Annotated in this window: 24 protein-coding genes; 10 read left to right on the plus strand and 14 right to left on the minus strand. The window is 70.9% G+C overall.

The genetic code is table 11. The annotated features are described in order from the left end of the window. Positions 1-112 precede the first annotated feature (112 nt). Complete coding sequence (locus LPC08_RS25485) at positions 113-691, plus strand: hypothetical protein (RefSeq protein ID WP_230453234.1); 579 nt, start codon at positions 113-115, stop codon at positions 689-691. Beyond that, a complete protein-coding gene (locus LPC08_RS25490; protein ID WP_230453235.1) occupies positions 684-1538 on the plus strand; it encodes a segregation and condensation protein A in 855 nt (284 codons plus the stop codon). Before LPC08_RS25485 ends, LPC08_RS25490 begins: the two co-directional genes overlap by 8 nt. A gap of 56 nt (positions 1539-1594) precedes the next feature. Here the strand turns inward: LPC08_RS25490 and LPC08_RS26355 are convergent, their stop codons facing one another. After that, positions 1595-1903: an SDR family oxidoreductase gene (locus tag LPC08_RS26355; RefSeq protein ID WP_370643385.1), complete on the minus strand. Its 309-nt coding sequence runs from the start codon at positions 1901-1903 to the stop codon at positions 1595-1597. On the opposite strand from LPC08_RS26355, the gene LPC08_RS25500 reads away from it, so the two are divergent. After that, complete coding sequence (locus LPC08_RS25500) at positions 1816-3144, plus strand: IS1182 family transposase (protein ID WP_230450761.1); 1329 nt, start codon at positions 1816-1818, stop codon at positions 3142-3144. The genes LPC08_RS26355 and LPC08_RS25500 overlap by 88 nt on opposite strands. A gap of 50 nt (positions 3145-3194) precedes the next feature. On the opposite strand, the gene LPC08_RS25505 is transcribed toward LPC08_RS25500, so the two are convergent. From LPC08_RS25505 to LPC08_RS25515, 3 genes are all read right to left on the minus strand, one after another. Further along, complete coding sequence (locus tag LPC08_RS25505; RefSeq protein ID WP_230453236.1) at positions 3195-3836, minus strand: short-chain dehydrogenase/reductase; 642 nt, start codon at positions 3834-3836, stop codon at positions 3195-3197. A 301-nt stretch (positions 3837-4137) separates the two neighbouring features. Continuing rightward, positions 4138-4275, minus strand: a complete 138-nt coding sequence (locus LPC08_RS25510) for a hypothetical protein (protein WP_230453237.1) — start codon at positions 4273-4275, stop codon at positions 4138-4140. Between the two features lie 474 nt (positions 4276-4749). Beyond that, positions 4750-6021 (minus strand): DUF1214 domain-containing protein, encoded by a 1272-nt coding sequence (locus LPC08_RS25515; RefSeq protein ID WP_230453238.1) that lies wholly within the window; start codon positions 6019-6021, stop codon positions 4750-4752. Positions 6022-6188: 167 nt separating this feature from the next. Between LPC08_RS25515 and LPC08_RS25520 the strand changes: the two genes are divergently transcribed. Genes LPC08_RS25520 through LPC08_RS25530 form a run of 3 tightly spaced genes read left to right on the plus strand, consistent with a single transcriptional unit; the run spans position 6189 to position 9717 of the window. Continuing rightward, the gene (locus LPC08_RS25520) at positions 6189-7763 is read left to right on the plus strand and encodes a TnsB C-terminal domain-containing protein (RefSeq protein WP_230453239.1); all 1575 of its coding nucleotides are present in this window, start codon (positions 6189-6191) and stop codon (positions 7761-7763) included. Next, a complete protein-coding gene (locus tag LPC08_RS25525; protein WP_230453240.1) occupies positions 7760-8665 on the plus strand; it encodes a TniB family NTP-binding protein in 906 nt (301 codons plus the stop codon). Before LPC08_RS25520 ends, LPC08_RS25525 begins: the two co-directional genes overlap by 4 nt. Positions 8666-8709: 44 nt before the next feature. Continuing rightward, on the plus strand, positions 8710-9717 hold the full coding sequence (locus tag LPC08_RS25530) for a TniQ family protein (RefSeq protein WP_230453387.1): 1008 nt from the start codon (positions 8710-8712) through the stop codon (positions 9715-9717). Between the two features lie 331 nt (positions 9718-10048). Here the strand turns inward: LPC08_RS25530 and LPC08_RS25535 are convergent, their stop codons facing one another. Further along, entirely contained in the window at positions 10049-10879 is an 831-nt protein-coding gene (locus tag LPC08_RS25535) for an AraC family transcriptional regulator (RefSeq protein WP_230453241.1), read from the minus strand. A gap of 142 nt (positions 10880-11021) precedes the next feature. Here LPC08_RS25535 and LPC08_RS25540 point away from each other — a divergent pair, with 142 nt between their 5' ends. Genes LPC08_RS25540 through LPC08_RS25555 form a run of 4 tightly spaced genes read left to right on the plus strand, consistent with a single transcriptional unit; the run spans position 11022 to position 15196 of the window. Beyond that, positions 11022-12341, plus strand: coding sequence for a tetratricopeptide repeat protein (locus LPC08_RS25540; RefSeq protein WP_230453242.1), 1320 nt, complete (start codon positions 11022-11024; stop codon positions 12339-12341). A gap of 38 nt (positions 12342-12379) precedes the next feature. Then, a complete protein-coding gene (locus LPC08_RS25545; protein ID WP_230453243.1) occupies positions 12380-13588 on the plus strand; it encodes an MFS transporter in 1209 nt (402 codons plus the stop codon). Between the two features lie 38 nt (positions 13589-13626). After that, the gene (locus tag LPC08_RS25550; RefSeq protein WP_230453244.1) at positions 13627-14433 is read left to right on the plus strand and encodes an IS5 family transposase; all 807 of its coding nucleotides are present in this window, start codon (positions 13627-13629) and stop codon (positions 14431-14433) included. A 16-nt stretch (positions 14434-14449) separates the two neighbouring features. Further along, complete coding sequence (locus tag LPC08_RS25555) at positions 14450-15196, plus strand: FAD-dependent oxidoreductase (protein ID WP_230453245.1); 747 nt, start codon at positions 14450-14452, stop codon at positions 15194-15196. Here the strand turns inward: LPC08_RS25555 and LPC08_RS25560 are convergent. The 9 genes from LPC08_RS25560 to LPC08_RS25600 form a co-directional block, all read right to left on the minus strand. Then, positions 15094-16302, minus strand: coding sequence for an NnrS family protein (locus tag LPC08_RS25560; RefSeq protein ID WP_230453246.1), 1209 nt, complete (start codon positions 16300-16302; stop codon positions 15094-15096). The two genes, LPC08_RS25555 and LPC08_RS25560, sit on opposite strands and share 103 nt — an antisense overlap. Positions 16303-16375: 73 nt before the next feature. Beyond that, positions 16376-16900 (minus strand): DUF4142 domain-containing protein, encoded by a 525-nt coding sequence (locus LPC08_RS25565; RefSeq protein ID WP_230453247.1) that lies wholly within the window; start codon positions 16898-16900, stop codon positions 16376-16378. Positions 16901-16902: 2 nt separating this feature from the next. Continuing rightward, positions 16903-17589, minus strand: coding sequence for a NapC/NirT family cytochrome c (locus tag LPC08_RS25570; protein ID WP_230453248.1), 687 nt, complete (start codon positions 17587-17589; stop codon positions 16903-16905). After that, the gene (locus tag LPC08_RS25575) at positions 17589-18065 is read right to left on the minus strand and encodes a nitrate reductase cytochrome c-type subunit (RefSeq protein ID WP_230453249.1); all 477 of its coding nucleotides are present in this window, start codon (positions 18063-18065) and stop codon (positions 17589-17591) included. The genes LPC08_RS25570 and LPC08_RS25575 overlap by 1 nt, the downstream gene beginning before the upstream one ends. Next, on the minus strand, positions 18065-20614 hold the full coding sequence (gene napA / locus LPC08_RS25580) for a nitrate reductase catalytic subunit NapA (RefSeq protein WP_230453250.1): 2550 nt from the start codon (positions 20612-20614) through the stop codon (positions 18065-18067). Before napA ends, LPC08_RS25575 begins: the two co-directional genes overlap by 1 nt. Continuing rightward, positions 20595-20936, minus strand: coding sequence for a chaperone NapD (locus LPC08_RS25585; protein ID WP_230453251.1), 342 nt, complete (start codon positions 20934-20936; stop codon positions 20595-20597). The genes napA and LPC08_RS25585 overlap by 20 nt, the downstream gene beginning before the upstream one ends. After that, entirely contained in the window at positions 20929-21255 is a 327-nt protein-coding gene (locus LPC08_RS25590) for a 4Fe-4S dicluster domain-containing protein (protein ID WP_230453252.1), read from the minus strand. Before LPC08_RS25590 ends, LPC08_RS25585 begins: the two co-directional genes overlap by 8 nt. Positions 21256-21266: 11 nt before the next feature. Further along, complete coding sequence (locus LPC08_RS25595; RefSeq protein ID WP_230453253.1) at positions 21267-21446, minus strand: periplasmic nitrate reductase, NapE protein; 180 nt, start codon at positions 21444-21446, stop codon at positions 21267-21269. A gap of 330 nt (positions 21447-21776) precedes the next feature. After that, positions 21777-22472, minus strand: coding sequence for a Crp/Fnr family transcriptional regulator (locus tag LPC08_RS25600; protein WP_230453254.1), 696 nt, complete (start codon positions 22470-22472; stop codon positions 21777-21779). Positions 22473-22544: the final 72 nt, after the last annotated feature.

Below are 22544 nucleotides of genomic sequence, written 5' to 3' on the forward strand. Positions count from 1 at the left end.
TGCCGGGGCGGCCTATGCCGCCGACCCGCCCCCTCAGGCGGAGGCTCCCCTGGCGCCTGCGGACACAGAGTGGCTGCGCCACACCCTGACGGTGAGTGGACCGAATGAGGCGGTGGCGCGCTTTGCCGCGGCTGCGGCCGGGCCCGGGGTGATCCCCTGGGTGCTGGACCTCGACCGGATGGAGGAGGACTGGTTCCTGACGCTCGCATCCCCGCCGGAGGGTGAGCGGGCGATCAGCCTGGCCGGGGCGCGCATCCTGGCGCGGCGGCTGCGCGAGGCGGCGGCGGCCAACCACCAGCGGGCGCTGGCGCGGATGGTCAGCGACCGGCGCTGCCCCTTCGACCTGCAGCGGCTGTTGCCGGTGCCGCCGGCGATCCTGCGGCTGGGGCCGGAGGATCCGGCCAGCCGGGCATGGCTATGGGCGCAGTGGGGCACGACGCGGGCGCTACGGCACGTTCGGCTGCTGCCCACCGAGCTGGACGGGCGGCGCAAGCGGATGGGTGAGCTACGGGTGGAGTTCTGGTCGGCCGACTGGTCGCCCTGGCAGGCGCTGCGGCGACTGCGGCGCGGCTGGCCAGAGCTGACCCTGGCGCTGCGGCCGCACTACGGGGACGCCGCCGAGGCCGAAGCGGCGGGCGAGGGGAAGGTGGCGATCCTCCATCGCAAGTCGGCGCGAGCGCGCCGTGGCTGAGGCGGCCTCGGCCGCGGCAGCCGACGATTGGGGGCGGGACTTACCGACGGCGGAGCAGTGTTCGCCCGAGGCGGCGCCGCACCTGGCGGTGGAGGGGTTCGCGGGGCCGCTGGACTTCCTGCTGGAGATGGTGCGCCGGCAGCGGCTGGATCTCGGGCGGCTGCCGATCGTCGCCCTGGTCGAGCAGCTGGTGGCGGCGTTGGAGGACAGGGCCGGGGCGGTGCCGCTGGAGCGCCGGGGCGAGTGGCTGGTGATGGCCGCCGAGTTGGTGCGGCTGAAGGCGCAGCTACTGTGGCCGGCGAGCCCACAGGAGGCGGAGGCCGCCGAGGCCGAGGCGCGGCGGCGGCTGGGGCAGATGGAGGGGATCGCGGTCATCCGTGCGGCGGCGGCGTGGCTGGGGGCGCGGCCGCAGCTGGGCCAGGCGGTGTTCGAGCGGGGGCGGCAGCACAGGCCAGCGGGACCGGGGGCGGAGCGGGTGGTGGCGTTCTGGGAGGCGACGCTGGTCATCCTGGAGGGCAGGGCCGGGGAGAGGAGCGAATCCGACGCCCCGGCCGCTTGGCGCCCCACGCCGCCCGAGCTGTGGCGGGTGCCCGAGGCGCTAGCGCGCATCGCCGCGCTGCTGCGCGAAGCGCCGGCCGAGGGCCTGACGCTTGACGCCTGCCTGCCGGCGCTCGACCCCGCGGCACCGGACCGGCCGCTCCAATACCGCGCAGCGCTGGCCAGCACCCTCGTCGCCGGGCTGGAACTCGCCCGTGACGGTGCTGCCCGCATCGAGCAGGAGGAATCGTTCGGGAACATTCGATTGAATTGGCCCACAGGCACTCGGCACCCCGGCGAGCTGCAGTGAAGGTGGAACAAGGACAGCACGCCTTCTCCCTACCGCGCACGCTGCCGGAGCGCTGATCAGGCACCGCCGTCGATGGTCAGGATGGTTCCGGAGGTGTAGCCCGACAGCGGGCTGGCGAGGAACGCCACGGCGTGGCCGATCTCCTCCGGCCGCCCGGGGCGGCCGAAGGGCAGCGTCCGGAACAGCTCCTGCCAGCGATCGGCATCGCCTAGGAGCGTGTCCCGGTAACGGCTGAATAGGCTCGACAGGTGGGTTGGGTGGTGATTCGCTCGCCGGCATGACGAAGAGCTTTCGGCCCTGGAAGGTGGACGAGGTCTGGCTGCTGCCGCCCTCGGTGCAGGAGTTCGTGCCCCAGGGGCATCCAGCGCATCTGGTCCGCGACATCGTGGCGGAGGAACTCGATCTCTCGGCCATTCTTTCGGCCTACACGGAGCCCCGTGGCTATCCGCCGTACCACCCGGCGATGATGGTGGCGCTGCTGCTCTACGCCTACAGCCGAGGCGTCTATTCGTCGCGGCGGATCGCGCGCGCCTGCGAGGAACGGCTCGACTTCCAGGCAGTAACGGCGCTGAACAGGCCGGACTTCCGCACCATCAGCGAGTTCCGCCGGCGTCACCTGCCGGCACTGGCTGCGCTCTTCGTGCAGGTGCTCACCTTGTGCCGACGCGCCGGCCTGGTCGGCCTTGGCCATGTCGCGGTGGACGGCACCAAGCTGCGGGCCAATGCCTCCAAGCACAAGGCGATGAGCTACGCCCGGATGAGCCCGGCCGAGGCCGAACTGGCGGCCGAGGTCGAGGGATGGCTGGCGCAGGCGGAGGGAGCCGACGCCGAAGAAGACGCCACTCTCGGGGACGAGCGGCGCGGCGACGAGATGCCGGACTGGATGCGCGACAAGAGGCACCGCCTGGAGCGGATCCGTGCTGCGAAGGCGGAGTTGGAGGCCGAGGCGCTTGCTGCTGCGGCCTCCCAGCCGGATCCGGGAACGAAGGCCGACGGCTCGCCGCGTGGGCGTCGCGGACGCAAGCCGAAGCATCCGCCTTGCGAGCCCAGGCCCACGGCACAGCGCAACTTCACCGATCCGGAGAGCCGGATCATGAAGGGTCGCGACGGCTTCGTGCAGGCCTACAACGCTGGGGCCGCGGTGGACGCGACGGCACAGGTGATCGTGGCGCATCACCTGACCAACAACGCCTCCGACCAGGACGCCTTGGGACCGCTGCTCGACGCGGTCACGGCCAACACCGGCGTCACGCCCACCGAGGTCTCCGCCGACAGCGGCTATTGCTCGGAGGCCAACCTGGCCGACCTCGACCGGCGCAAGATCCGCGGCTACGTCGCCACCGGTCGCGCCAAGCACCCCGATGGCGGCGAGGACCGTCGCAGAGGCCCACTGGTTTCAGCCATGCGGCAGCGGCTCAGGCGTGCCGGCCGGCGCAGCCGCTACCGGTTACGCAAGCAGGTCGTCGAACCCGTCTTTGGACAGATCAAGCAAGCACGAGGGTTCCGACAACTCCTCCTCCGCGGCCTCGAGAAGGTAAAACACGAGTGGGCGTTGGTCTGCACCGCCCACAACCTCACCAAGCTCGCCAAGGCACCAACAGGATGACCCGCGCTGCAAGCTGGCGCACCACGGGCGCCGCTCAACGTTCCACAATGTCAGCCCGAAAAGTGGTTACCGAGACGGGCTCCTAGCTCCTGCTCCGCGCGGTGTCGGGCCAGCATCTGGTGGCGCTCGGTGGCAGTGGCTCCGGGGTTGATGCCGACCACGCGGATGTTGTTGGCTGGGCTGGCCCGGCCCAGGGACCGCGTTAGGGCCATCAGCGCCGCATTGCCCGCGGCGCCGGCGATGTAGCCCGCTGGGAACTTCTCCCCCGCCGCGCCGATGACGTTGACGATCACCCCGCCGCCTCGCGCCTTCATGAGGGGGTAGAGGGCACGGGTCAGGGACACGAAGCCGAAGACCTTCAGGTCCCAGGCACGGCGCCAGGTCTCGTCGTCCACCGCGAGGAGGTTCCCCGGCGGGATGGCCCCGGCGTTGTTGACGAGGATGTCGATCGCGCCGGCGAGGCCGGCGACGCGCCGCACCTCGGCATCGGAGGACAGGTCGGCGGAACAGGTCTCGACCCGGACCTGCTGGGCGCCGCGGATGGCCTGCGCCGCCTCCTCCAGCACGGCGGGGTCGCGCGCGACCAGGAACAGGTCGCAGCCCTCGGCCGCCAGAATCCGCGCCGTGGCACGTCCTATGCCGCGCGAGCCGCCCGTGATGAGCGCCCGCTTGCCCGCCAGTTGCAGATCCATAGCCACCTCCCTCGGGATCCCCCGGTTGGGCTCAGAAAGACGCTCCAGCGGGCTGATCCCCTACACGTTCGCCTTCATCCTGGCACATCGCACCGAGGCGCTGCAGCACGCCGCACAGCCCCAACCGTTCCCCGCCGATCTCGCGAGGAGCGATCAAGCACCTGGTTTGCGCCCTGCTGATGTTAGCCGGTGTCGGCATGCTGTTCTGATGCGTGGGCGACACGCTCGGAACGGTCAGATCGGGAGCCATGAGCCCGGAACCGCCTAGCCGGCGGCAACGGGATGGATGCTGGCCTGGCGATCAGAGGCCACGGACCGCGTCCGCCGCGCTGTTCGCGCTGAACCACAGCGACGTCCCGAACAGCTGGGCGATCGAGACGATGGCGACCGGTCCAAGGAGGTCCGGGCGCTGCGGAAGGCCGCCCTCGTTCGTGTCCATGGAGGCTGCGTCCGATCCTCTGCGATGCGTGGGGCGCCGCGCGCTGCCACACGGCGGGCATTCCGCGGCGCCGATAGGCGGCGGAGTTGCACAGCCGAAGCCGGCGAGGCCACGGGCCCACGCTTCCGACCCTCGCTGTCCAGTGGGCAACGATACTCTCAGCCGCCGCCCTGCGTCCTTCTACGAGGCGACAGTGGGTATAGACCATCGGCCAAACTGCGCTGACCGATCGGTGAAGGTTGCCGGCCAGGCGATCCGGAAGGATTGCAATTGGCCATAAAGGGGTCTCAGTAGCAGGGGAACCGAAAGTTCGATTCAGCGCATCGACGCGGTTGCGTAGGATCGCACCCGGTCCACAATGGAACCTTCGTCCCGGAGTTGCGCAGCAGGCAAGTCGCTGAGCGGGTTGAACTGCGGCGTTGGCAAGAAGCTCAAGATTTTGGCGCGGCATGCGCGACGCTCCAACCCTTCCGATCACGTCGTGGCGATGTCGTTCAGCTTCCATGTTCCCTCGAACACGGGCTCCAGCGGGCCGTAGAGGCGGAACATGGCGAAGAAGCCCTGCCCTGGGATCGTCCGGATCCAGTTGTCTTCCATCCCGGCCGGCACCTGCGGCCCGAAATGCAGGTCTACGGACCTGTCGGCGTTCTTGCGGAGATTGACCAGGCTGCTGCGCCCCGCCCGCTGCTGATCCGTGTCGATCATGCTGCGCGTCCGGTTGTCGTAAAGGGTGACGGACCAGAACGCCTTGGCCGGCGTGCCGGCCTCGACGCGGAGCCGGTAGGCCTTGCCGCCCTCCAGGAACGCCCCGCGGCCATCCCGGAAGGTCGAGGTGTACCAGGTGCCCTCACCCGACACGGGATGCGCCGTGTAGAGGTAGCGGGCGTTCATCGCGAGCTGATACCAGCCCTGCGCCCGCTCATCCAACTCGATCCGCTCCGCCGTCTCGAACTCCGGCGTCGTCGCGAAGGTGATCCGCTCCCACTGGCGGTCCGGCCAGATCTGCCGCCCCTCGAAGCGGTTGGCGAAGGCCATGTTCGCCGTCATGGCCGCGCCCATTGCCGCGGCCCTGGCCAGGATGCGCCGCTGCCGCTCGTCCGGGCGAAACGGCTTGCCGGGCTCCAGTCCCAACGGCTTGATCATCGCATACATCAGCTTGTCCTGCGGCTCCACCCGCACGTCCGAGAGGCCATCGGCCAGGTATTCGAAGAAGTGCTCGTCCTTCGGCCAGTCGGAGTCCAGCGGGACGCCGCCGACGCGGATCACGCGCGTCGGCGGGATCGCGTCCCGCCGCGCCAGCGGATACAGCCCGATGGAGGCGAGCAGGTTGACGAGTGCATCCGGCCCCTCGCCCGGCCGCGGCGTTCCGCGGGCGAGCACGAACACCCGGCTGGTGCGGCAGCGCGCCGCCAGGAACCCCGCCGGCACCTCCCCCTCGAAGCCGGGCGGGAGGAGGAGGAGCTTCGCGCCCCGCCGCGTCTCGCCGATGCCGATGTCGAGGGCGGCCCGCTGCCAGAAGTCCACGATGCCGCCGAGGACGCCCTCCGGGACGTCGATCACGAAGGGGCCGGTCCGGCTCAGGTTGATGATGGACATCCCGTAGGTCGAGACGTCGTTGCCCGTCATGAAGATCTGCTTGGGAGACAGCGGCCGGTCGAAGACGATCATCGCCGGAGCCGCCGGATCGAGGCCGACCGCCGCGAAGGCCCGTGTCAGAATTTCGATAATCGTAGAATCGAGCTCCATGGATTTCAGATGGTTAAGGGCGTCCAGAAGCCGTCGTTGCATCAGCCTCTTGCTTATTCAGTATAATCGTTATAAGGTCGTTCCGATTTAGGGAGTGACCGGTGCGGCGGGTCGAACTCCACGCTCCTGGCGATGCAGCCTGGTCTCTGGGCGAGGAGCGGCGGCGTGTGCTGATCGAACTCGTTGCTCATGAGCGAACAACGGTTGCCGAAATCCGGGCCGCAGCCGAGCAACTCGGCATCGGACAGGCCTACTGCTATCGCCTGCTCCGGCGCCTGCGCGCGGATCCGACCGTCACCGCGGTCGTGCCACGGCCTCGTGGCAGGTCGCATGGTGCAAAGCTGCTCAGCCCGGACGTAGAGACCATCATCGAGACGGCCATCGACGACTTCTACCTCCAGCGGAACTGTCCGTCGGCTTCGGCTCTCGTCCGTGAGATCGCACGGCGCTGCGTCCAGGAGCAGAGGCCCGCGCCAAGCTACACAGCCATCACCCAGCGCTTGGCGGACCTTGATCCGCGCGAGGTACTGCGTCGGCGCAAAGGGGCGCGGCATGCGCGGCGTAAACTGGGGCGGATCGTCGGGCACCTCACCGAGGAGCAGCCTCTTGGCCTCGTCCAGGTCGACCACATCCTGGCCGACGTCATGGTGGTCTCGGCCCTCGACCGCCAGCCCCTCGAACGCCCCTGGCTCACCCTGGCCATCGACGTCGCCACCCGCATGGTCGCGGGCTTCCACCTCAGCCTGGAGCCGCCCTCCGCACTGAGCGTCGCACTGGCCCTCAGCCGCACCGTCTTGCCCAAGGAGGCCTACCTGCGGGATCGCGGGGTGGACCTGCCCTGGCCCGTGTCGGGCCTGCCGCAGCGCCTGCATCTCGACAATGCCAAGGAGTTCCGCTCGGCGGCGCTGCGACGGGGCACGGCGCAGTACGGCATCGAGGTGCGCTACCGGCCTCCCGCCACGCCCCATTGGGGCGGCCACATCGAACGGCTGATCGGCACGATGATGGGCGCGCTGCGCCTGCTGCCGGGTGCCACCGGCCGCAGCGTGGCGGAGCGCGACCGGGATCCGGCCGCGACCGCGGCGATGACGCTGGACGAGCTGGAAACCTGGTTGGTGCACCAGATCGCCGGTGTCTATCACCACGGCGTCCACCGGGGCCTCGGCAAAGCCCCGATCGCGGCCTGGACGGAGGCGATGGCCCGCTTGCCCGACCCACACCGGCAACCGCAGGATCCGGATCGTTTCCTTCTCGACTTCCTGCCGTTCCGCCAGCGTACCATCCAGCGGAGTGGCATTTCCCTCTTCAACATCACCTATTCCGATGGGGTGCTGTCGACCTTCCCGGTCGGGCGGCGCCAGATGTTCATCGTGCGCTACGACCCTCGGGACATGTCGCAGGTCTATCTGCGCGACGAGGAGGGACAGTACTGGCCCATTCCCTACGGCGACCGCCGCCTGCCCGCGGTGTCGCTGTCGGAGATCCAGGCCGCCAGCCGTCGCCTGTCTGCCGCCGGGACACGGGACGTCACGCAGCGCCAGATCTTCGCCTCGATCGATCGGCAGCGTGAGATCGTCGCTGGAGCTGAGGCGGAGAGCCGGCGCATGCGTCGCGACCGGGAGCGCCTGATCCAGCCGCGGCGTCGGGCAACTCCGAAGGAGGAGCCGCGGGTGGAGGCGATCTCCTCCGAAGACGACGTGGGTCCGATTCTGCCCTATGCGGTGGAGGAGTGGTCGCGATGAGCGATCTCGGGCACCTCGACCCCGCCTACCAGCCAGTGGCCGAACTGCCCGATGAGGAGCGCATCCAATGGATTCGCGCCGAGCGCTGGATCAGTCACCCCGCGGCCGAAGCGGCACTGGCCGCCATGGACGACCTGCTGACCTACCCACAGCGCAACCGCATGCCCTGCCTGCTGGTGCACGGCCGCACCGGCATGGGCAAGTCGATGATCCTGCGCAAGTTCAGCCGGGATCATCCACGGGCGGTGGATGCCCGTCTCGGCGTGGCGCAGATGCCGGTGGTGCTGATGCAACTGCCACCCGAGCCCGCGGAGGTGCCATTCTACGAGGAACTGCTCGGGGCGCTCGGGCTGCCGCTGCTCGGCGAGGTCAGCAGGATCCGGGCACGGCGGATGGCACGTGACGCGCTGCGCATCGTCGGCGCGCGGGTCCTGGTGATCGACGAGATCCATGCCTTGTTGGTGGGTGGAGACCGGCAGCAGCGTATCTTCCTCAACGTCATCCGACTGCTGGCCAACGATCTGGAGATGCCCCTGGTCTGCGCCGGCACGCCGGAGGCCAGGCGTGCCCTCCTGACCGACAGCGGCTTGGCGGATCGGTTCGAGGCGGTGGAACTGCCGCGCTGGCGCGACAATCTGGCCTTCCGGCGGCTGCTGGCCAGCTACGGAGCGCTGCTGCCGCTACGGCGGGGTTCGGAACTGGATCAGGGCAAGGTCCGCACGGCCATCCTGACCCTGACCGAAGGCATCACCGTGCGCATCGCGCGGCTGCTGGAGCGGCTGGCGGTGGAGGCGATCCGGGACAGCAGCGAACGCATCACGCTGCAAAGCTTCGAGACCCTGCCACAGCGGGCTCCCCTGCTGTCGATGGAGGCACGGCGGCGAGCGGACATCTCCGCATGAGGATAGGGCAGGGGACTGGTCAGACGGTCCAACCCCTGTTGATCGTGCCACCATCGGAGGAAGACGAGCTGACCTCCTCCTGGCTGATCCGTACGGCACAGTTCCATGGGCAGCCGGTGCTGAAGCTGCTGCGGGAGATCGGACGGGCGCCGGATGCCATGGATCTGAGCGCGATGGATCTCGGCACGCCGAGGAGCGCTCTCCGGCCGGCTGCGGCGGTGCTGGGCGTCGGGATTGAGTATCTTGCGAAGCGCAGCATCCCCGGCGCCTACCCTTGGGCGAGGGGGCTGCTCGCGCGCTATCCCGGGGCGGGACCGATCCGCTATGCCGCCTGCCCCCATTGCCTGGAGGAGCAGCGGCTATCTCATGGCGTCAGTTGGCTCCGGCGTGCCTGGGTGCTGGCCCCCTGCACGGTCTGCTCCCGCCACCATGCACCGCTGGTGGAGGTCCGGCCAGGCGAGGTCGCCCACCCCGCATGGGCAGACTACGCGAGCCGATATCCACTGGCCGGGATAGGCAGCTACCTCGCCCGGCCAACGCGACCGGACGCTGCCGCCGCGCCATCATCCGAAGCCCGCCCGATGGCAACCGGGATGGAGGCGATCCTGTACCATGAGATGGTGCGGCTGCAGGAGGCATCGCTGCTGGCCTCCGCTCCGGGGCGCGCGCGCCGGCCCATGCGCGGGCAGGACAGGTCAGCGCACGACGTCGTATGGGCATTCACGCGAGCCGATCGGTTCGAGCCGGATCGCCTGGTTTACGAGGCCTTCGCGCTGGAGCGCCTCGACAGTCGCTGGCAGATGGCGCGGCGGCGATTGGCCGGGCCGGTCGAGTTCTCCACACTTTCGTTGCGCAGCCGGCACCTGATGCTGGCGACCGCGACGATCCTGACGAGCACCACGGCGTTGCGGCGCGCATTCCGTGACCCGCCCGGCGACTGGCAAAGTGATGCAGCCGCTCTCCTCGACTGCCTGACCGATGCCGATCGGATGGAATGGCGAAAGCGTCAGCAGAACTGGCGGACCAGAGAATTCTACCATTTGAAGGAGTAAACCTCCTTATCGCGCTCGTTCTACTTTTCAAAAGAAACGACAGCGGCGATCGGACGCGGCGAGGACATCGCAGCGGACGCGCTGGCCCTTGGGGCCCCAGGGTTGGGGCCGTCTGCCCGCCGGGACCGGGCTGGAGGCGGGGGCCGGGCCGGCGGGCGCGACCCTATGGCTGAAGGACGCGCCGCTGCTGCATCCGGACGTGATCGCGGTGCCCGGGCAGGAACAGGCGCCCCGATGGAGGCGCAGGGCCTGCGCGAGGTGGTGGCCCAGGCGCGGTCGGAGGCGTGAGGGACGCCGCGCCGCTGGCCGGTCCCTGCCGGCCGCGCGCGGCTCACCCCTCGGTGCGGGGCTCGCCCCCCGGGCCTGCCTCCGCGGGCGCGTTCCGGCCGCGCCCGCGGAGGTAGGCCTGGGGGGCGCAGCCCATCTCCATGCGGAAGGCGTAGGTGAAGGCGGAGGTCGAGCCGTAGCCGAGCTCCATCGCGGTGCGCGTCACGCCGAGGCCGCCGCCGAGCAGCTCCACTGCCTTGAACAGCCGCAGTCGCCGGCGCCAGGAGCGCAGGCTCATCCCCACCTCCTCCTCGAAGCGGCGCGCCAAGCTACGCGCCGACATCCCGACCTCGCGGCCCCATTCCTCCGGGCCGCGGGGGTCGGCAGGGTCGGCGTAGAGGGCCTCGCACACGGCCGCCGGTGCGCCGCCGCGCGGCCACGGCAGGGCACCGGGAAGGGGTGACGCGCGCCGGAGCTGGTCGAGGATCAGGGCCGCGACGCGGCGCGCGTAGCCGTCGCGATCATTCCGTCCCTCGATCTCCGCCGCCTCCACGATCAGCTCCCGCAGCAGCGGCGTCACGGCGAAGACGCTGGGTTGCGCCGGCAGGCCGTCACGCACCTCGTCGGTGATCCAGAGGCTGCGGAACTCCGCCCCGAGCAGCGATCCCACCCGGTGTGACAGGCCGGTCGGCAGCCACACCGCCTGCTCAGGCGAGATCACGAAGGAGCGGCCCTCTACCGCGACCGTCAGCACGCCGCTGATCGCATACACGACTTGGTTCCAACGGTGCGCGTGCTCGGGGAAGTAATGGCGCGCCGCGATGGACTGGGCTCGCACGGTCAGGGGGTCAGGGGCCGACAGTCCCGGCGGTGCCGCGATGGTTTCCCAGATCATGGCGCCCCGCGCTTGGCCCTCACATTGGCAGATATTCTACAGAGATTGTCCCCCTGTGGAAGGCGACGAGGGCTTGGGGAAATTATGTTTACCCTCGAACAACAGCACCTCCCCTGTTCCCTCTCGACGCGAGGAACCAGCCATGGCCCATCTCGACAGCCGCGGCCTGCCGATCTCGACCACCTCCGACCGTGCGGCCGAGCGCTACCGCGAGGGTGTCGATCTTATGCTCTCCACTTGGCCTGGTGCGGCCGAGGCGTTGGACGAGGCGATCGCGGCCGACCCGGACTTCGCCCTTGCCCACGCCGCCCGCGCCCGCACGCACGCCATGCGCTCCGAGAGCGCGAAGGCCAGGGCCGTGGCCGCGACGGCGGTCAAACGGGTGGCGCGCCGCGGCACGGAGCGCGAGCGGAGCCACGTCCACATCATTGCTCTCGCAGTGAACGGGCGCTCGGCCGAGGCGCTAGAGCAGGTGCGGATGCACGCCGACACCTGGCCTCGGGACATCGTTATCCTGTCCCTGCCGCTCGGCGCCTTCGGGCTGCTCGCCTTCTCCGGCCAGGCGGACCACGACCAGGCGCGCGTGGACCTGTGCGAGCGCCACGCCTCCCACTTCGCGGCCGACGACTGGTGGTTCCTCACCTACCGCGGCTGGTCGCACGCGGAGAACGGCAACGTGGCTTACGGTCGCGATCTTACCCAGCGCGGCTTCGACCTGCGCCCGAACAATGCCAACGCAGCCCACGCCCTGTCGCACGCGATGTACGAGGGTGGCGCCAATGATGAGGCCGACCGCCTGATCCAGGCTTGGCTGCCGACCTACCCACGGTCGGGCATCCTGCACGGGCACATCGCCTGGCACTCTGCCCTGGCCGCCCTGGAGCACGGCGACGTGGAACGTGCCCTGGCCATCTACGGCGAGCACGTGCAGCCCTCCGTCTCCACCGGCAATGCCGTCAACGTGGTCAGCGACACCGCCTCGTTCCTGTGGCGCCTGCAGGCCTACGGCCACCGGGTGCCGGAGGGGCTGTGGCAGGCCGCCTCGACCTACGCGACCCCGGCCTTCCCGGGTGCCGGCTTCGCCTTCGCCGACATGCACATGGCCCTGCTGGCCGCGGCGACGGGGGACAGTGAGGGGCTGGAACGGCGCGTCTCCACCCTGATGGGGATGATCGAGGCCGGGACGCTGGCCGCGGGGCCGGTAGTGCCTGCCATCTGCCGCGCCGCCCTCGCCTTCGCCGACGAGAACTACGCCGGGTGCGTCCGCATCCTGGAGCCGGTCGCCGACGACGTCGTGCGCGTCGGCGGCAGTGGTGCCCAGCGCGAGCTACTGGACGACATGCTGCTGCTCGCCCTGATGAGGAGCGGCGAAGCTGCCAAGGCTGGCAGCCACCTCGACCGCCGCCTGCACCGCCGTCCCTCGCCGCGCGACAAGGCGTGGCAGGGCGCGCTGGCGGTCTGAGGCAGGCCATGTCTCAGGCAGGCACCGCGGCCGCCCCCATGGCCATCCGGTCGGCGACCGCGTCCCACGCGCACGAGCGCGGCAACGTCCTGCGCTTGGCGACCGCGCAGGCGCTCGCCGGGGCCAACTCCGTGGTCGTCTACGCCACTGGCGCCGTGGTCGGCAGCATGCTCACCCCGAACCCGGCGCTGGCCACGCTGCCGGTTTCCATCTTCGTGGTCGGCATGGCGGCCTGCACCCTGCTGTCCGGGCTGATCGCCGCGCGCCATGGCCGCCGCGCCGCCTTCCTGGCGGGCGCCGGCTGCGGCGTGCTCGTCGGCCTACTGGCCGCCCTGGCCGTGGTGCTGGGCTCCTTCTGGCTGTTCTGCGCTGGGACCTTCTTCGGCGGCGCCTACGCTGCCGTGGTGCTGAGCTTCCGCTTCGCCGCCGCCGACTGCGCGCCGGCCGAGAGGCGGCCGCGGGCGCTGTCGGCGGTGATGGCTGGCGGAGTCTTCGCCGGGGTGATCGGTCCGCAGCTCGTCACCCACACCATGGACCTGTGGCCGCCCTACCTATTCGCTGTCACCTTTATGGCCCAGGCCGGCGTGGCCGCGTTCTCCGCCCTGATCCTGCTCGGCGTTCGGCTGCCAAAGCCGACGGCGGCCGAGCAGGCAGCGGGCCGCGGCCGCCCGCTCGGGCTCATCGCGCGCCAGCCCCGCTTCGTCACCGCCGTGATTTGCGGTGTAGTGTCCTACCTGCTGATGAACTTTCTCATGACTTCCGCGCCGCTGGCGATGCGGATGTGCGGACTGTCGCAGGGCGATGCCAATCTAGGCCTGCAGTGGCACGTCATCGCCATGTACGCGCCGAGCTTCTTCACGGGGCGGCTCATCACTCGCTTCGGTACCACCCGCGTGGTGGCGGCCGGACTGGTGCTGACGGCCGCCTCTACGGCGGTAGGCCTACTGGGCGTGGACGTGGCGCACTTCTGGGGCACACTGCTCCTGCTCGGCATCGGCTGGAACTTCGGCTTCGTCGGGGCCTCGGCCATGGTGCTGGAGTGCCACCGGCCTGAGGAACGCGCACGGGTGCAGTCGTTCAACGACTTCGTCGTCTTCGGGACGATGGCCTTCGGGTCCTTCCTATCGGGCGGTCTGCTCGCCTCCTACGGCTGGGACACGGTGCTCTGGCTGTCCTTCGCGCCGTTGGCCCTCGCGGTGGCCGCGCTGGCTCTCACCCGGCCGGCGCGCTCTGGCCGCGCGACTTGAGGGTGTTACGGACCTGCGTGCGGCCTCGTTTAGGGTGAATGCCCTCTCGCAAGCCGTACCCGTCCGATGTGTCAGATGAGGAGTGGGCGCTGGTCGCGCCTTATCTGACGCTGCTGCCCGAGGAGGCCGGTCAGCGTGAGCACCCGTTGCGGGAGGTGTTCAACGGGCTGCGGTACCTGGTGCGCTACGGCGTGGCCTGGCGGGGGATGCCGAACGATCTTCCGCCCTGGCACGCGGTCTACGACCAGGCGCAGCGCTGGCTGCGGGCAGGCTGCTTCGAGATGCTGGTGCAGGACCTCCGGGCGGTGCTCCGCCTGGCTCAGGGCCGGTCGGAGGAGCCCTCGGCGGCCGTGCTGGACAGCCGCACCCTGCGCTCCACGCCCGAGAGCGGCGCACGCGCCGCCTGGGACGGGCACAAGCGGATCAGGGGCTCCAAGCTGCACCTGGCCGTCGACACGCTCGGCCACTTGCTGGCGCTGCACGTCACCCCGGCCAACGCCGATGACCGCTCGACCGTCTCCACCCTGGCCGAGGCCGTCCAGGACGCGACCGGCGAGAGCGTGAGCCTGGCCTATGTCGACCAGGGCTATACGGGTGAGCGACCCGCTCAGGCCGCAGCCGCTCACGGCATCGTCCTGGAGGTCGTCAAGCTACCCGAGGCCAAGCGCGGCTTCGTCCTCCTGCCCCGGCGATGGGTTGTGGAGCGCTCATTCGGCTGGTTCGCCCGCTTCCGCCGCCTCGCCCGCGACTACGAGCGCCTGCCCGAGACCCTCGCAGGCCTGCACCTCGTCGCCTTCACCGTCCTGCTCCTCAAGCGTGCCGCAGAACTCGCCGCCAGTGCGTAACACCCTCTTGAGTGCCGTGCGGACCCGGGTCGCCATCATCGGCGGGGGCCTCGCCGGCCTCTGCGCCGCGCGGGCGCTGCACGAGGCGGGGATGGAGTTCCTGCTTCTCGAGGCCCGCGATCGGCTCGGCGGGCGCGTGCTGTCGGTGGACGCGGCGGGGCGGGACGCGGGTGACGGCTTCGACCTCGGCCCGTCCTGGTTCTGGCCGGCCATGCAGCCCGGGCTCGAGGCGCTGGTGCGGGCGCTGCGCCTGCCGCACTTCGCCCAGCACGGCGAGGGGGACATCCTGCTGGAGTGCACCGCGCACGGCTCCCCCCAGCGCTACCGGGGGATGCGGCAGGAGCCGGAGGCCATGCGCCTGGTCGGCGGGATGGGAGCTCTGGTGCGGGCGCTGGAGGCAGGGCTTCCTGCGGAGGCCGTCCGGCTCGGCGCCCGGGTGGCCGGCATGACGCTTGGTGGCGCCGGCGTCACCCTGCGCGTGGCACGGAGAGGCAGGGAGCCACGGAGCCGGGGCACCTCCAACCTCATCCTGGCTGCCCGGCTCCGATCCACGGAGCGACAGGCTGCGGCCAGCGGCGTCACATCTGGCGTGAACAGGGTTTGCTTACCTCACCGCGCAGCACCCACAGTGCAAAACTCCGCCCAGCCCGACAACCCGGATCAGCTCGGCTTCCCGTCCGGCCGCGGCCGCAGGAGCATGGGCCCGTGCGTGACGAGGAAGAGGCAGAAGGCGAGGATCCACAGGGTGCCGGCGGCGGCGTAGGGCAGCATGCCGGGCAGCATCTCCTGGCCGAAGGCCCGCAGCAGCGCCGCGAGGGGGAGCAGCATCCAGGCGGCCACCATCGCCAGCGACGCCCGCAGCGGCCGTCCGGTATGACCAAGCGTCGCGCGCGGCATGACCGCGAGGATCATCAGCCCGATGGCGCCGATGCCCTGAAGGTGCAACCAGTTGGCTGCCCATCCCACACCCGTCAGCAGGTAGGCCGCCTTCACCGCCAGGGCCACCGGCACCAGCAGGTAGGCCAGGTGCAGCACCCAGAGGATCGGCTGCCCGAGGGTCCGCATCCCCTGCCAGCGCGACAGGCGCAGCAGCGCCAGCACCGCGGCAAGCGTGGCCACGGCCCCGGCCAGCGTGCCGCCCGGCACCGCCAGATCCACCGCGGCGACGGCCAGCAGCGCGGCGATGCCGGCGGCATCCACGCCTGGCAGCGGCCGGGGCGCGGCGTCCTCGCCCGACGCCCTGAGCGCGTTGCGGGTGAAGGCGGGGATGATGCGCCCGCCGATCAGGCCTACCAGAGCCAGGGCGACGTTGAGCGAGAGCAGCGCGCCGCGCTCGAAGGTGCCGCCCCACCACCCCGCCGCCTCGCCGAGCATGAGGACGTCGCCCGCCCAGAAGGCAAGGACGAGGGCGGGCGGGCCGAACAGGCGCGGCGTCGCGGCCCGCGCCACCGCCGGCAGCACGGTGACGAGCAGCGCCGGCATCGGCAGCAGCGCGACGATGGCGGCGACGCCGGCCGGCACCGGGGAGCCGGGCAGCAGGACCAGGCGCGCCGCGACGAACAGGGCCGCCAGCAGCGCCAGCGGCGCGCCGGCATAGGCGGGGCGGCCGGTCCAGTTCGGGATGGCGGTGAGGAGGAAGCCGGACAGGGCGGCGCCGACGCAGCCCGCCAGCATCTCGTGCCCGTGCCAGCGGGCACCCGGGAGGGGCCCGTCCGACGGTCCATGCCCGTGCAGCGCCGCGAGCCACAGCGCGACAGCGATGACGGCCCAGGCGGCGCAGAGCAGGAAGAAGGGCCGCAGGCCCTGGCGGAAGACGGCGATCCCGGCCACGGCCGCTGCGTCCCGGGGGGTGGTGTCGGTTGCGCTCATGCTGGGTCCGATCTGCGGCGTGGCGGCGGCGTCCCGCCACGGAAGGCGCCCGGCCCGATGGCCGGGGCGGCTGCTAGGGCTTCACGCCGTCCTGCATCCGCAGGGCCGAATCACGCCAGGGCCGGAGCTGTGGCAGCATCTCAGCGGCCAGCCGCCGCAGGCCGTCATCCGGCCCCTGCGCCGCCGCCTCGTAGCCCCGGATCTCCTGCGTCAGCGCCTGGACCTGGACCTCCGCGTAGCGGCGACTCAGCGCGAGATGGTCAAGCGGCTCCAGGTTCTCCAGCACCACCCGGTGCTCGAACTCCTCCTCCGTCGGCAGCGCCAGGTTGCGCTCCCGGGCCACGGCCCGCAGGCGGTCCAGTTGCTGTGGCCGGAAGCGCGCCATCCCCGCCGCGAAGGCCTTGACCTCCGGCCGGGTGTCCTTCGCGGCGGCCAGGGCGGCGGCGCGCTGCTGCAGCACGGCGGAGCTGTGGGCGAAGGCGAGGAAGCGCCCGGGCTCCACGGGGCGGGCTCCCGCCGCCGCGTCCTGGGCCGCGGCGGGAAGGGGTGCGGCCGCGACGGCGAGGAGGAGGGCACGGCGCGCGGTCCCCTGCGTCACGGCTACTGCCATCCCGGCACGCCGGTCATGTCCGGCAGCCTGTGGGCGATGCCCTTGTGGCAGTCGATGCAGGTCCGCTCCCCCGTGAACAGGAACCGCTCGTGCGCCGCCGCGGCCCGGGGGTTCTGCTTCGAGATGTCCATGGAGACCGTGGAGTGGCAGTTGCGGCATTCCAGCGAGTCGTTCGCCTTCATGCGTGCCCATTCGCTCTCGGCCAGATGCCGCCGAAGGTCGAGGAAGGCGTCCCGCGTGCCGATCGAGCCGAAGATGTGTCCCCAGACCTCCTTGGAGGCCTGCATCTTGCGCGCGATCTTGCGGGTCCATTCGTGCGGCACGTGGCAGTCCGGGCAGCCGGCGCGCACCCCCGAGCGGTTGGTGAAGTGGATGGTACCCTGGAGCTCCTCGTAGACGTTGCTGCGCATCTCGTGACAGCTCACGCAGAATTCGGTGCGGTTCGTGGCCTCCAGGGCGGTGTTGAAGCCGCCCCAGAAGACGACGCCGGAGACGAAGCCGCCGAGCGTCAGGAAGGCGAGGCTGAAGCTGGTCGTGGGCGAGGTCGCCACGCGGACCAGCTTCAGCCCCCAGAACCCGGACCACAGGCGCCGGATCAGGCCGGGCCGGCGAAGCGGCGCCCGGTCCGATCCGGGGGACCCGCCACCCCGGGGGGCATCCTCCTCCGCGCCCGACATCAGCGGTTGCTCCGGCCGCCGGGCTGCCGCTCGGGCTCGGTCAGGGCGTCCATGTCCACGAAGCGGTTCTCGACCAGGGGCCGCGCCTCCGTCTGGGGGACGTGGCAGGCGAGGCAGGAATAGCGGCGGGGGGCAAGGCCGCCGAGCGTGTTGCCCTCCCGGTCCTGGTAGTGGGTGACCGAGATCATCGGCGCTTGGCTCTGCTCGGTGAAGCGCCGGGCGTGGCAGGACATGCACTTGTTGGCGTTGAGGTCGAGCGCATAGCCCTCGATGGCATGCGGGATCACCGGCGGCTGGTCGGGGTAGTTGCGGCGGACCCGCACGTCGTTGGTGACGGAGCGCTGCATGGGGGGCGCGGGCTGCTCGCGGGTGAAGGGCTCAGGCCCGCGCAGCCGCGGTGCGTCCTGGGCCAGCAGCGTGCCGGTGGCGAGGCAGGCGGCGGCAGCCATGACGCCGATCAGCAGGCGGGGGCGCATCACCGCACTCCCGCGCGCGGGTCGGGCGCCGAGGCGGGCGCCGGCCCCGTGGGGGCCGCGGCCGCCACCACCTTGACCGCGCACTTCTTGAAGTCCGTCTGCTTGGAGATCGGGTCGGTGGCGTCGAGCGTGACCTTGTTGATGAGCTGGCTGGCGTCGAAGAAGGGCACGAAGACGACGCCGCGCGGGACCTTGTTGCGGCCGCGCGTCTCCACCCGGCTGCGGATCTCGCCGCGGCGGGAGGCGATGCGGACCTCCTGGCCCCGGTGCAGGCCGCGCTTCTGCGCGTCCTCGGGGTGCATGAACAGGATGGCGCCGGGGAAGGCCCGGTAGAGCTCGGGCACCCGCAGGGTCATCGAGCCGGAATGCCAGTGCTCCAGCACCCGGCCGGTCACCAGCCACAGATCGTATTCCGCGTCCGGTGCCTCGGCGGGCGGCTCGTAGGGCGCGCCCATGATGTTCGCCCGCTTGTCGGGGTTGCCGTAGAACTGGAGCCCGGTCCCCTTCTCCACATAGGGGTCGTAGCCCTCGCGGTAGCGCCAGCGCGTCTCCTTCCCCTCCACGACCGGCCAGCGCAGGCCGCGGACCTCGTGATACGTGTCGAAGGGCGCGAGGTCGTGGCCGTGGCCGCGCCCGAAGGAGGCGTATTCCTCGAACAGCCCCTTCTGGACGTAGAAGCCGAGCTCCTTCGATTCGCGGTTCTCGTAGCCCGCCGCGATGTCGCCCAGCGGGAAGCGGTCCACCTGGCCGTTGCGGAACAGCACGTCGAACAGGCTCCGGCCCCGGTACTCCGGGGCCTTCGCCAGGATCTCGGCGGGCCAGGCCTCGTCGGTGGTGAAGCGCTTCGAGAACTCCATGAGCTGCCACAGGTCCGAGCGCGCCTCGCCCGGCGCGTCCACCAGCTGGTGCCAGAAGTGGGTCCGGCGCTCGGCATTGCCGTAGGAGCCCTCCTTCTCCACCCACATCGCGGTGGGCAGGACGATGTCCGCCGCCATGGCCGTGACCGTCGGGTAGGGATCGGAGCAGACGACGAGGTTCTGTGGGTTGCGGTAGCCCGGATAGGTCTCGTTGTTGGTGTTGGGCGCCGTCTGGAGGTTGTTGTTGCACATGATCCAGTAGGCGTTGAGCTTGCCGTCCTTCAGCATCCGGTCCTGCTCGACGGCGTGGTAGCCGACCTTCCCCGGCAGCAGCCCCTCGGGCAGCTTCCACAGATGCTCCGCGTGCCTGCGGTGCTCGGGGTTGGCCACCTGCATGTCGGCGGGCAGGCGGTGCGAGAAGGTCCCGACCTCGCGCGCCGTGCCGCAGGCGGAGGGCTGGCCGGTGAGCGAGAAGGGGCTGTTGCCCGGCTCGGCGATCTTACCGGTCAGCAGGTGGATGTTGTAGATCATGTGGTTCGCCCAGACGCCGCGGACGTGCTGGTTGAAGCCCATGGTCCAGAGCGACATGACCTTGGTCTTCGGGTCGGCGTAGAGCTTCGCCAGGGCTTCGAGCTGGGGCTTCGGCACGCCCGAGAGCTCGTGCGCCCGGTCCAGCGTGTAGTCGGCGACGAGGCGGACATAGGCGTCGAAATCGGCGGGCTGGGAGACCTGGGCGTCGTTCGCGTGCTGGGCGCGCTGCTCCAGCACGTTCTCGGGCCGCAGGCCGTAGCCGATATCCGTGTTGGCCATGCGGAAGTTGACGTGCCGGTCCACGAATTCCCGGTTCACCGCGCCGGTCCGGATGATGTGGTTGGCGATGTAGTTCAGGATCGCGAGGTCCGAGCCGGGCCTGAAGATGACGGCCGCGTCGGAGAGGTCGGTCGTCCGGTGCTCGTAGGTGGAGAGGGTGTGGATGCGGACGTGCTCGGCGCTGAGGCGGCGGTCCGTGACCCGGGTCCAGAGGATCGGGTGCATCTCCGCCATGTTCGAGCCCCAGAGCACGAAGGCATCGGCATTCTCGAAATCGTCGTAGCAGCCCATCGGCTCGTCCATGCCGAAGGTGCGGATGAAGGTGACGGCGGCCGAGGCCATGCAGTGGCGGGCGTTCGGGTCCAGGTTGTTGGAGCGGAAGCCGGCCCGCATCAGCTTCGAGGCGGCGTAGCCCTCCCACAGCGTCCACTGGCCGGAGCCGAACATGCCCACCGCCTCCGGCCCCTTCTCCTTCAGGACCTTCTTCCAGTGCGCGGCCATGGTGTCGAAGGCCTGGTCCCAGGAGACGGGCTGGAGCTCGCCCTCCTTGTCGAAGCGGCCGCCCCGCATCCGCATGAGGGGACGGGTCAGCCGGTCCGAGCCGTACATGATCTTCGAGAGGAAGTAGCCCTTCACGCAGTTGAGGCCGCGGTTCACCTCGGCGCGCATGTCGCCGTGGGTGGCGACGACGCGCCCGTCCTTCACCCCCACCATGACGCCGCAGCCGGTGCCGCAGAAGCGGCAGGGCGCCTTGTCCCACTTCAGCCGCAGCTCCTCGCCGAGCGGGATGTTCTGCGCCCCCGCGGGCAGGGCGACGTTGGCCGCGGCGGCCGCGGTGGCGGCGGCCAGGGCCTTCATCAGGTCACGGCGTGAGAGATCCATGTGTGTGGCCCCCGGCACTGGCTTGCCCAGGATTGGCTTTCGCGGGATCGGCTTTCCCGGCACCGGCTTCCCTGGGATGGGACGGTTCGAACTGGTGGAAGACGAGGTTGGCCGCGAGGACGCCATCGAGGCACTGGACCTGGCCCAGGCGCTCGACGATGTCGCTCTCGGTCGTTGTCTCGAGCGTGACGACGAGCCTGCCCTCCGGCACCCCGCCATGGACCTCCACGCCGTCCATGCCGCCCAGGACGGCCGCGACCCCGGCAGCGCGCTCCCTGTGGCAATGCACGACGAGGCTGGAGACGTGGAACTCGTCAGGCATCGGCAATCCCCCCGGCCGCGGGCGCCGCGACCGCGATGGCGGCGGCGGGGCAGACGGGGGCGCAATCCGCGCAGCCCGTGCAGGCCTCCGACTCCACGCGCGGGACGGCGCCGCCGCGGACGAGGGAGAAGCGGATGGCCCCGGTGGGACAGGCGTCCCGGCAGCTCATGCAGGCGACGCCGTGGAAGGCGAGGCAGGAGCGCGCGATGGCGGCCACCGGCGGGCGCGCGGCGGCCGGCGGCCGATCATCCGGGATTTGGGCGCGAGCGGATCGGCCGAGGAGGAGGCCGCGCCGGCCGAGCTGGGCGGAGGAGGCCATGGTTGCCGCCCTCACACCGGGCCCGGCGGGCCGGTGAACAGGTAGTACATCCAGACCAGGAAGCCCCAGCCCGCGACGACGCCGACGGCAATGAAGGGCCAGATCAGCACGGCGAGGATCAGAAAGACGAGGCCTTCCTGCCGCCGCCGCGACCGCGCCTTCGGATCGACCTCTGTGGCCCCGGTGCTCACCTGGCCTCCCCCTCCCGCCGTGGCACGCCCCATCGGGAGATACCCTTCGCTGCCCCGCCTCCCCGTTCGGAAGCCGGGGCGACGCGGGGCATCCTTCCCGCTGCCGGACCGGGATCGGCGTCCTCGCCCCGAAGCTCGTCCGTCCCGACACCGCCCGGCATCCACCCGACCGGGTTTCGTGGCGGATGCCGCCCCTCCGTCCCGGGCGTCGGGGACAATGCCGGCGCGGGAAGGGCCGGTCTTTGCGCCAGATCAAACAGGGCCGTCCCGAGGGGAGGAAGCAGGCTGGCCCCGGGGCCCTTCAAGGGAAGGTGATGCGTGGCCCGGCGGTCAGCCCCTCCCGGCGATGGCCCTGAGCGCCTGGCCATCGCGGATGGCGACGCGCTGCCTCCCCCCTGAGACGAGGCCGCAGCGCTCCCAGGCGCGCAGTGTCCGGCTGACGGTGTGGAGCGTGGTGCCGGCCATCTCGGCGATGTCCTGGCGGGAAAGCGGGAAGCCCACCTCCGTGCCGTCCTCCGCCGGCTGCCCGGCCTGCCCCACCAGGCGCAGCAACACCCGGGCGATGCGGCGCTCGACCGGTTCCATCGCGAACTCCCGCAGCCGCTGGAGCATCTCTTCGGTCCGGCCGCCGACCATGTCGAGGGCGTTCCGGGCCAGGCCGGGATGCTGCTTCAGGAGGCTGGCGAAGGTTTCCGCCGCCCAGGCCAGGACCTGGCTGTCCACGATCGCCGTCGCCGTGGCCGGGTAGGGGGTCCGACGGAAGACGGCGACGCAGCCGGGAACGTCCCCCGGCTCCATGACCCGGATCGTCAGGGCATCGCCGCCCGGGGTCCCATGGCTGATCTTGACCCACCCCCTTACGAGCAGATGGAGGTAGCTCGGCTCGTGGCCCTGCAGGAACATGATCTGCCCGGCACGGAAGAGGCGCGGGGTGGCCGTGGCCGCGATGGCCTCCAGGGCCTCGTCGGAGAGGTTCCTGAACAGCGGCGTTCGGCCTAGGAAGGCTGGGTCCCCCTCTCGGGCCATGGCAAGTTCCCTCCAGCAACGCTTCGTGCCGTTCGGACAGGCTTGCTCGCCGATCCGTCGGCCGCCTGATCC

The organism is Roseomonas sp. OT10 (assembly GCF_020991085.1).
Lineage (GTDB): Bacteria > Pseudomonadota > Alphaproteobacteria > Acetobacterales > Acetobacteraceae > Roseomonas > Roseomonas cutis.

Coding starts and splice junctions, on each gene's coding strand:
- LPC08_RS25500 (WP_230450761.1), top strand. CDS start 1,816: ATGACGAAGAGCTTTCGGCCCTGGAAGGTGGACGAGGTCTGGCTGCTG.
- LPC08_RS25505 (WP_230453236.1), bottom strand. CDS start 3,836: ATGGATCTGCAACTGGCGGGCAAGCGGGCGCTCATCACGGGCGGCTCG.
- LPC08_RS25510 (WP_230453237.1), bottom strand. CDS start 4,275: ATGGACACGAACGAGGGCGGCCTTCCGCAGCGCCCGGACCTCCTTGGA.
- LPC08_RS25515 (WP_230453238.1), bottom strand. CDS start 6,021: ATGGAGCTCGATTCTACGATTATCGAAATTCTGACACGGGCCTTCGCG.
- LPC08_RS25525 (WP_230453240.1), top strand. CDS start 7,760: ATGAGCGATCTCGGGCACCTCGACCCCGCCTACCAGCCAGTGGCCGAA.
- LPC08_RS25535 (WP_230453241.1), bottom strand. CDS start 10,879: ATGATCTGGGAAACCATCGCGGCACCGCCGGGACTGTCGGCCCCTGAC.
- LPC08_RS25540 (WP_230453242.1), top strand. CDS start 11,022: ATGGCCCATCTCGACAGCCGCGGCCTGCCGATCTCGACCACCTCCGAC.
- LPC08_RS25545 (WP_230453243.1), top strand. CDS start 12,380: ATGGCCATCCGGTCGGCGACCGCGTCCCACGCGCACGAGCGCGGCAAC.
- LPC08_RS25550 (WP_230453244.1), top strand. CDS start 13,627: ATGCCCTCTCGCAAGCCGTACCCGTCCGATGTGTCAGATGAGGAGTGG.
- LPC08_RS25560 (WP_230453246.1), bottom strand. CDS start 16,302: ATGAGCGCAACCGACACCACCCCCCGGGACGCAGCGGCCGTGGCCGGG.
- LPC08_RS25570 (WP_230453248.1), bottom strand. CDS start 17,589: ATGTCGGGCGCGGAGGAGGATGCCCCCCGGGGTGGCGGGTCCCCCGGA.
- LPC08_RS25575 (WP_230453249.1), bottom strand. CDS start 18,065: ATGCGCCCCCGCCTGCTGATCGGCGTCATGGCTGCCGCCGCCTGCCTC.
- napA (WP_230453250.1), bottom strand. CDS start 20,614: ATGGATCTCTCACGCCGTGACCTGATGAAGGCCCTGGCCGCCGCCACC.
- LPC08_RS25585 (WP_230453251.1), bottom strand. CDS start 20,936: ATGCCTGACGAGTTCCACGTCTCCAGCCTCGTCGTGCATTGCCACAGG.
- LPC08_RS25590 (WP_230453252.1), bottom strand. CDS start 21,255: ATGGCCTCCTCCGCCCAGCTCGGCCGGCGCGGCCTCCTCCTCGGCCGA.
- LPC08_RS25600 (WP_230453254.1), bottom strand. CDS start 22,472: ATGGCCCGAGAGGGGGACCCAGCCTTCCTAGGCCGAACGCCGCTGTTC.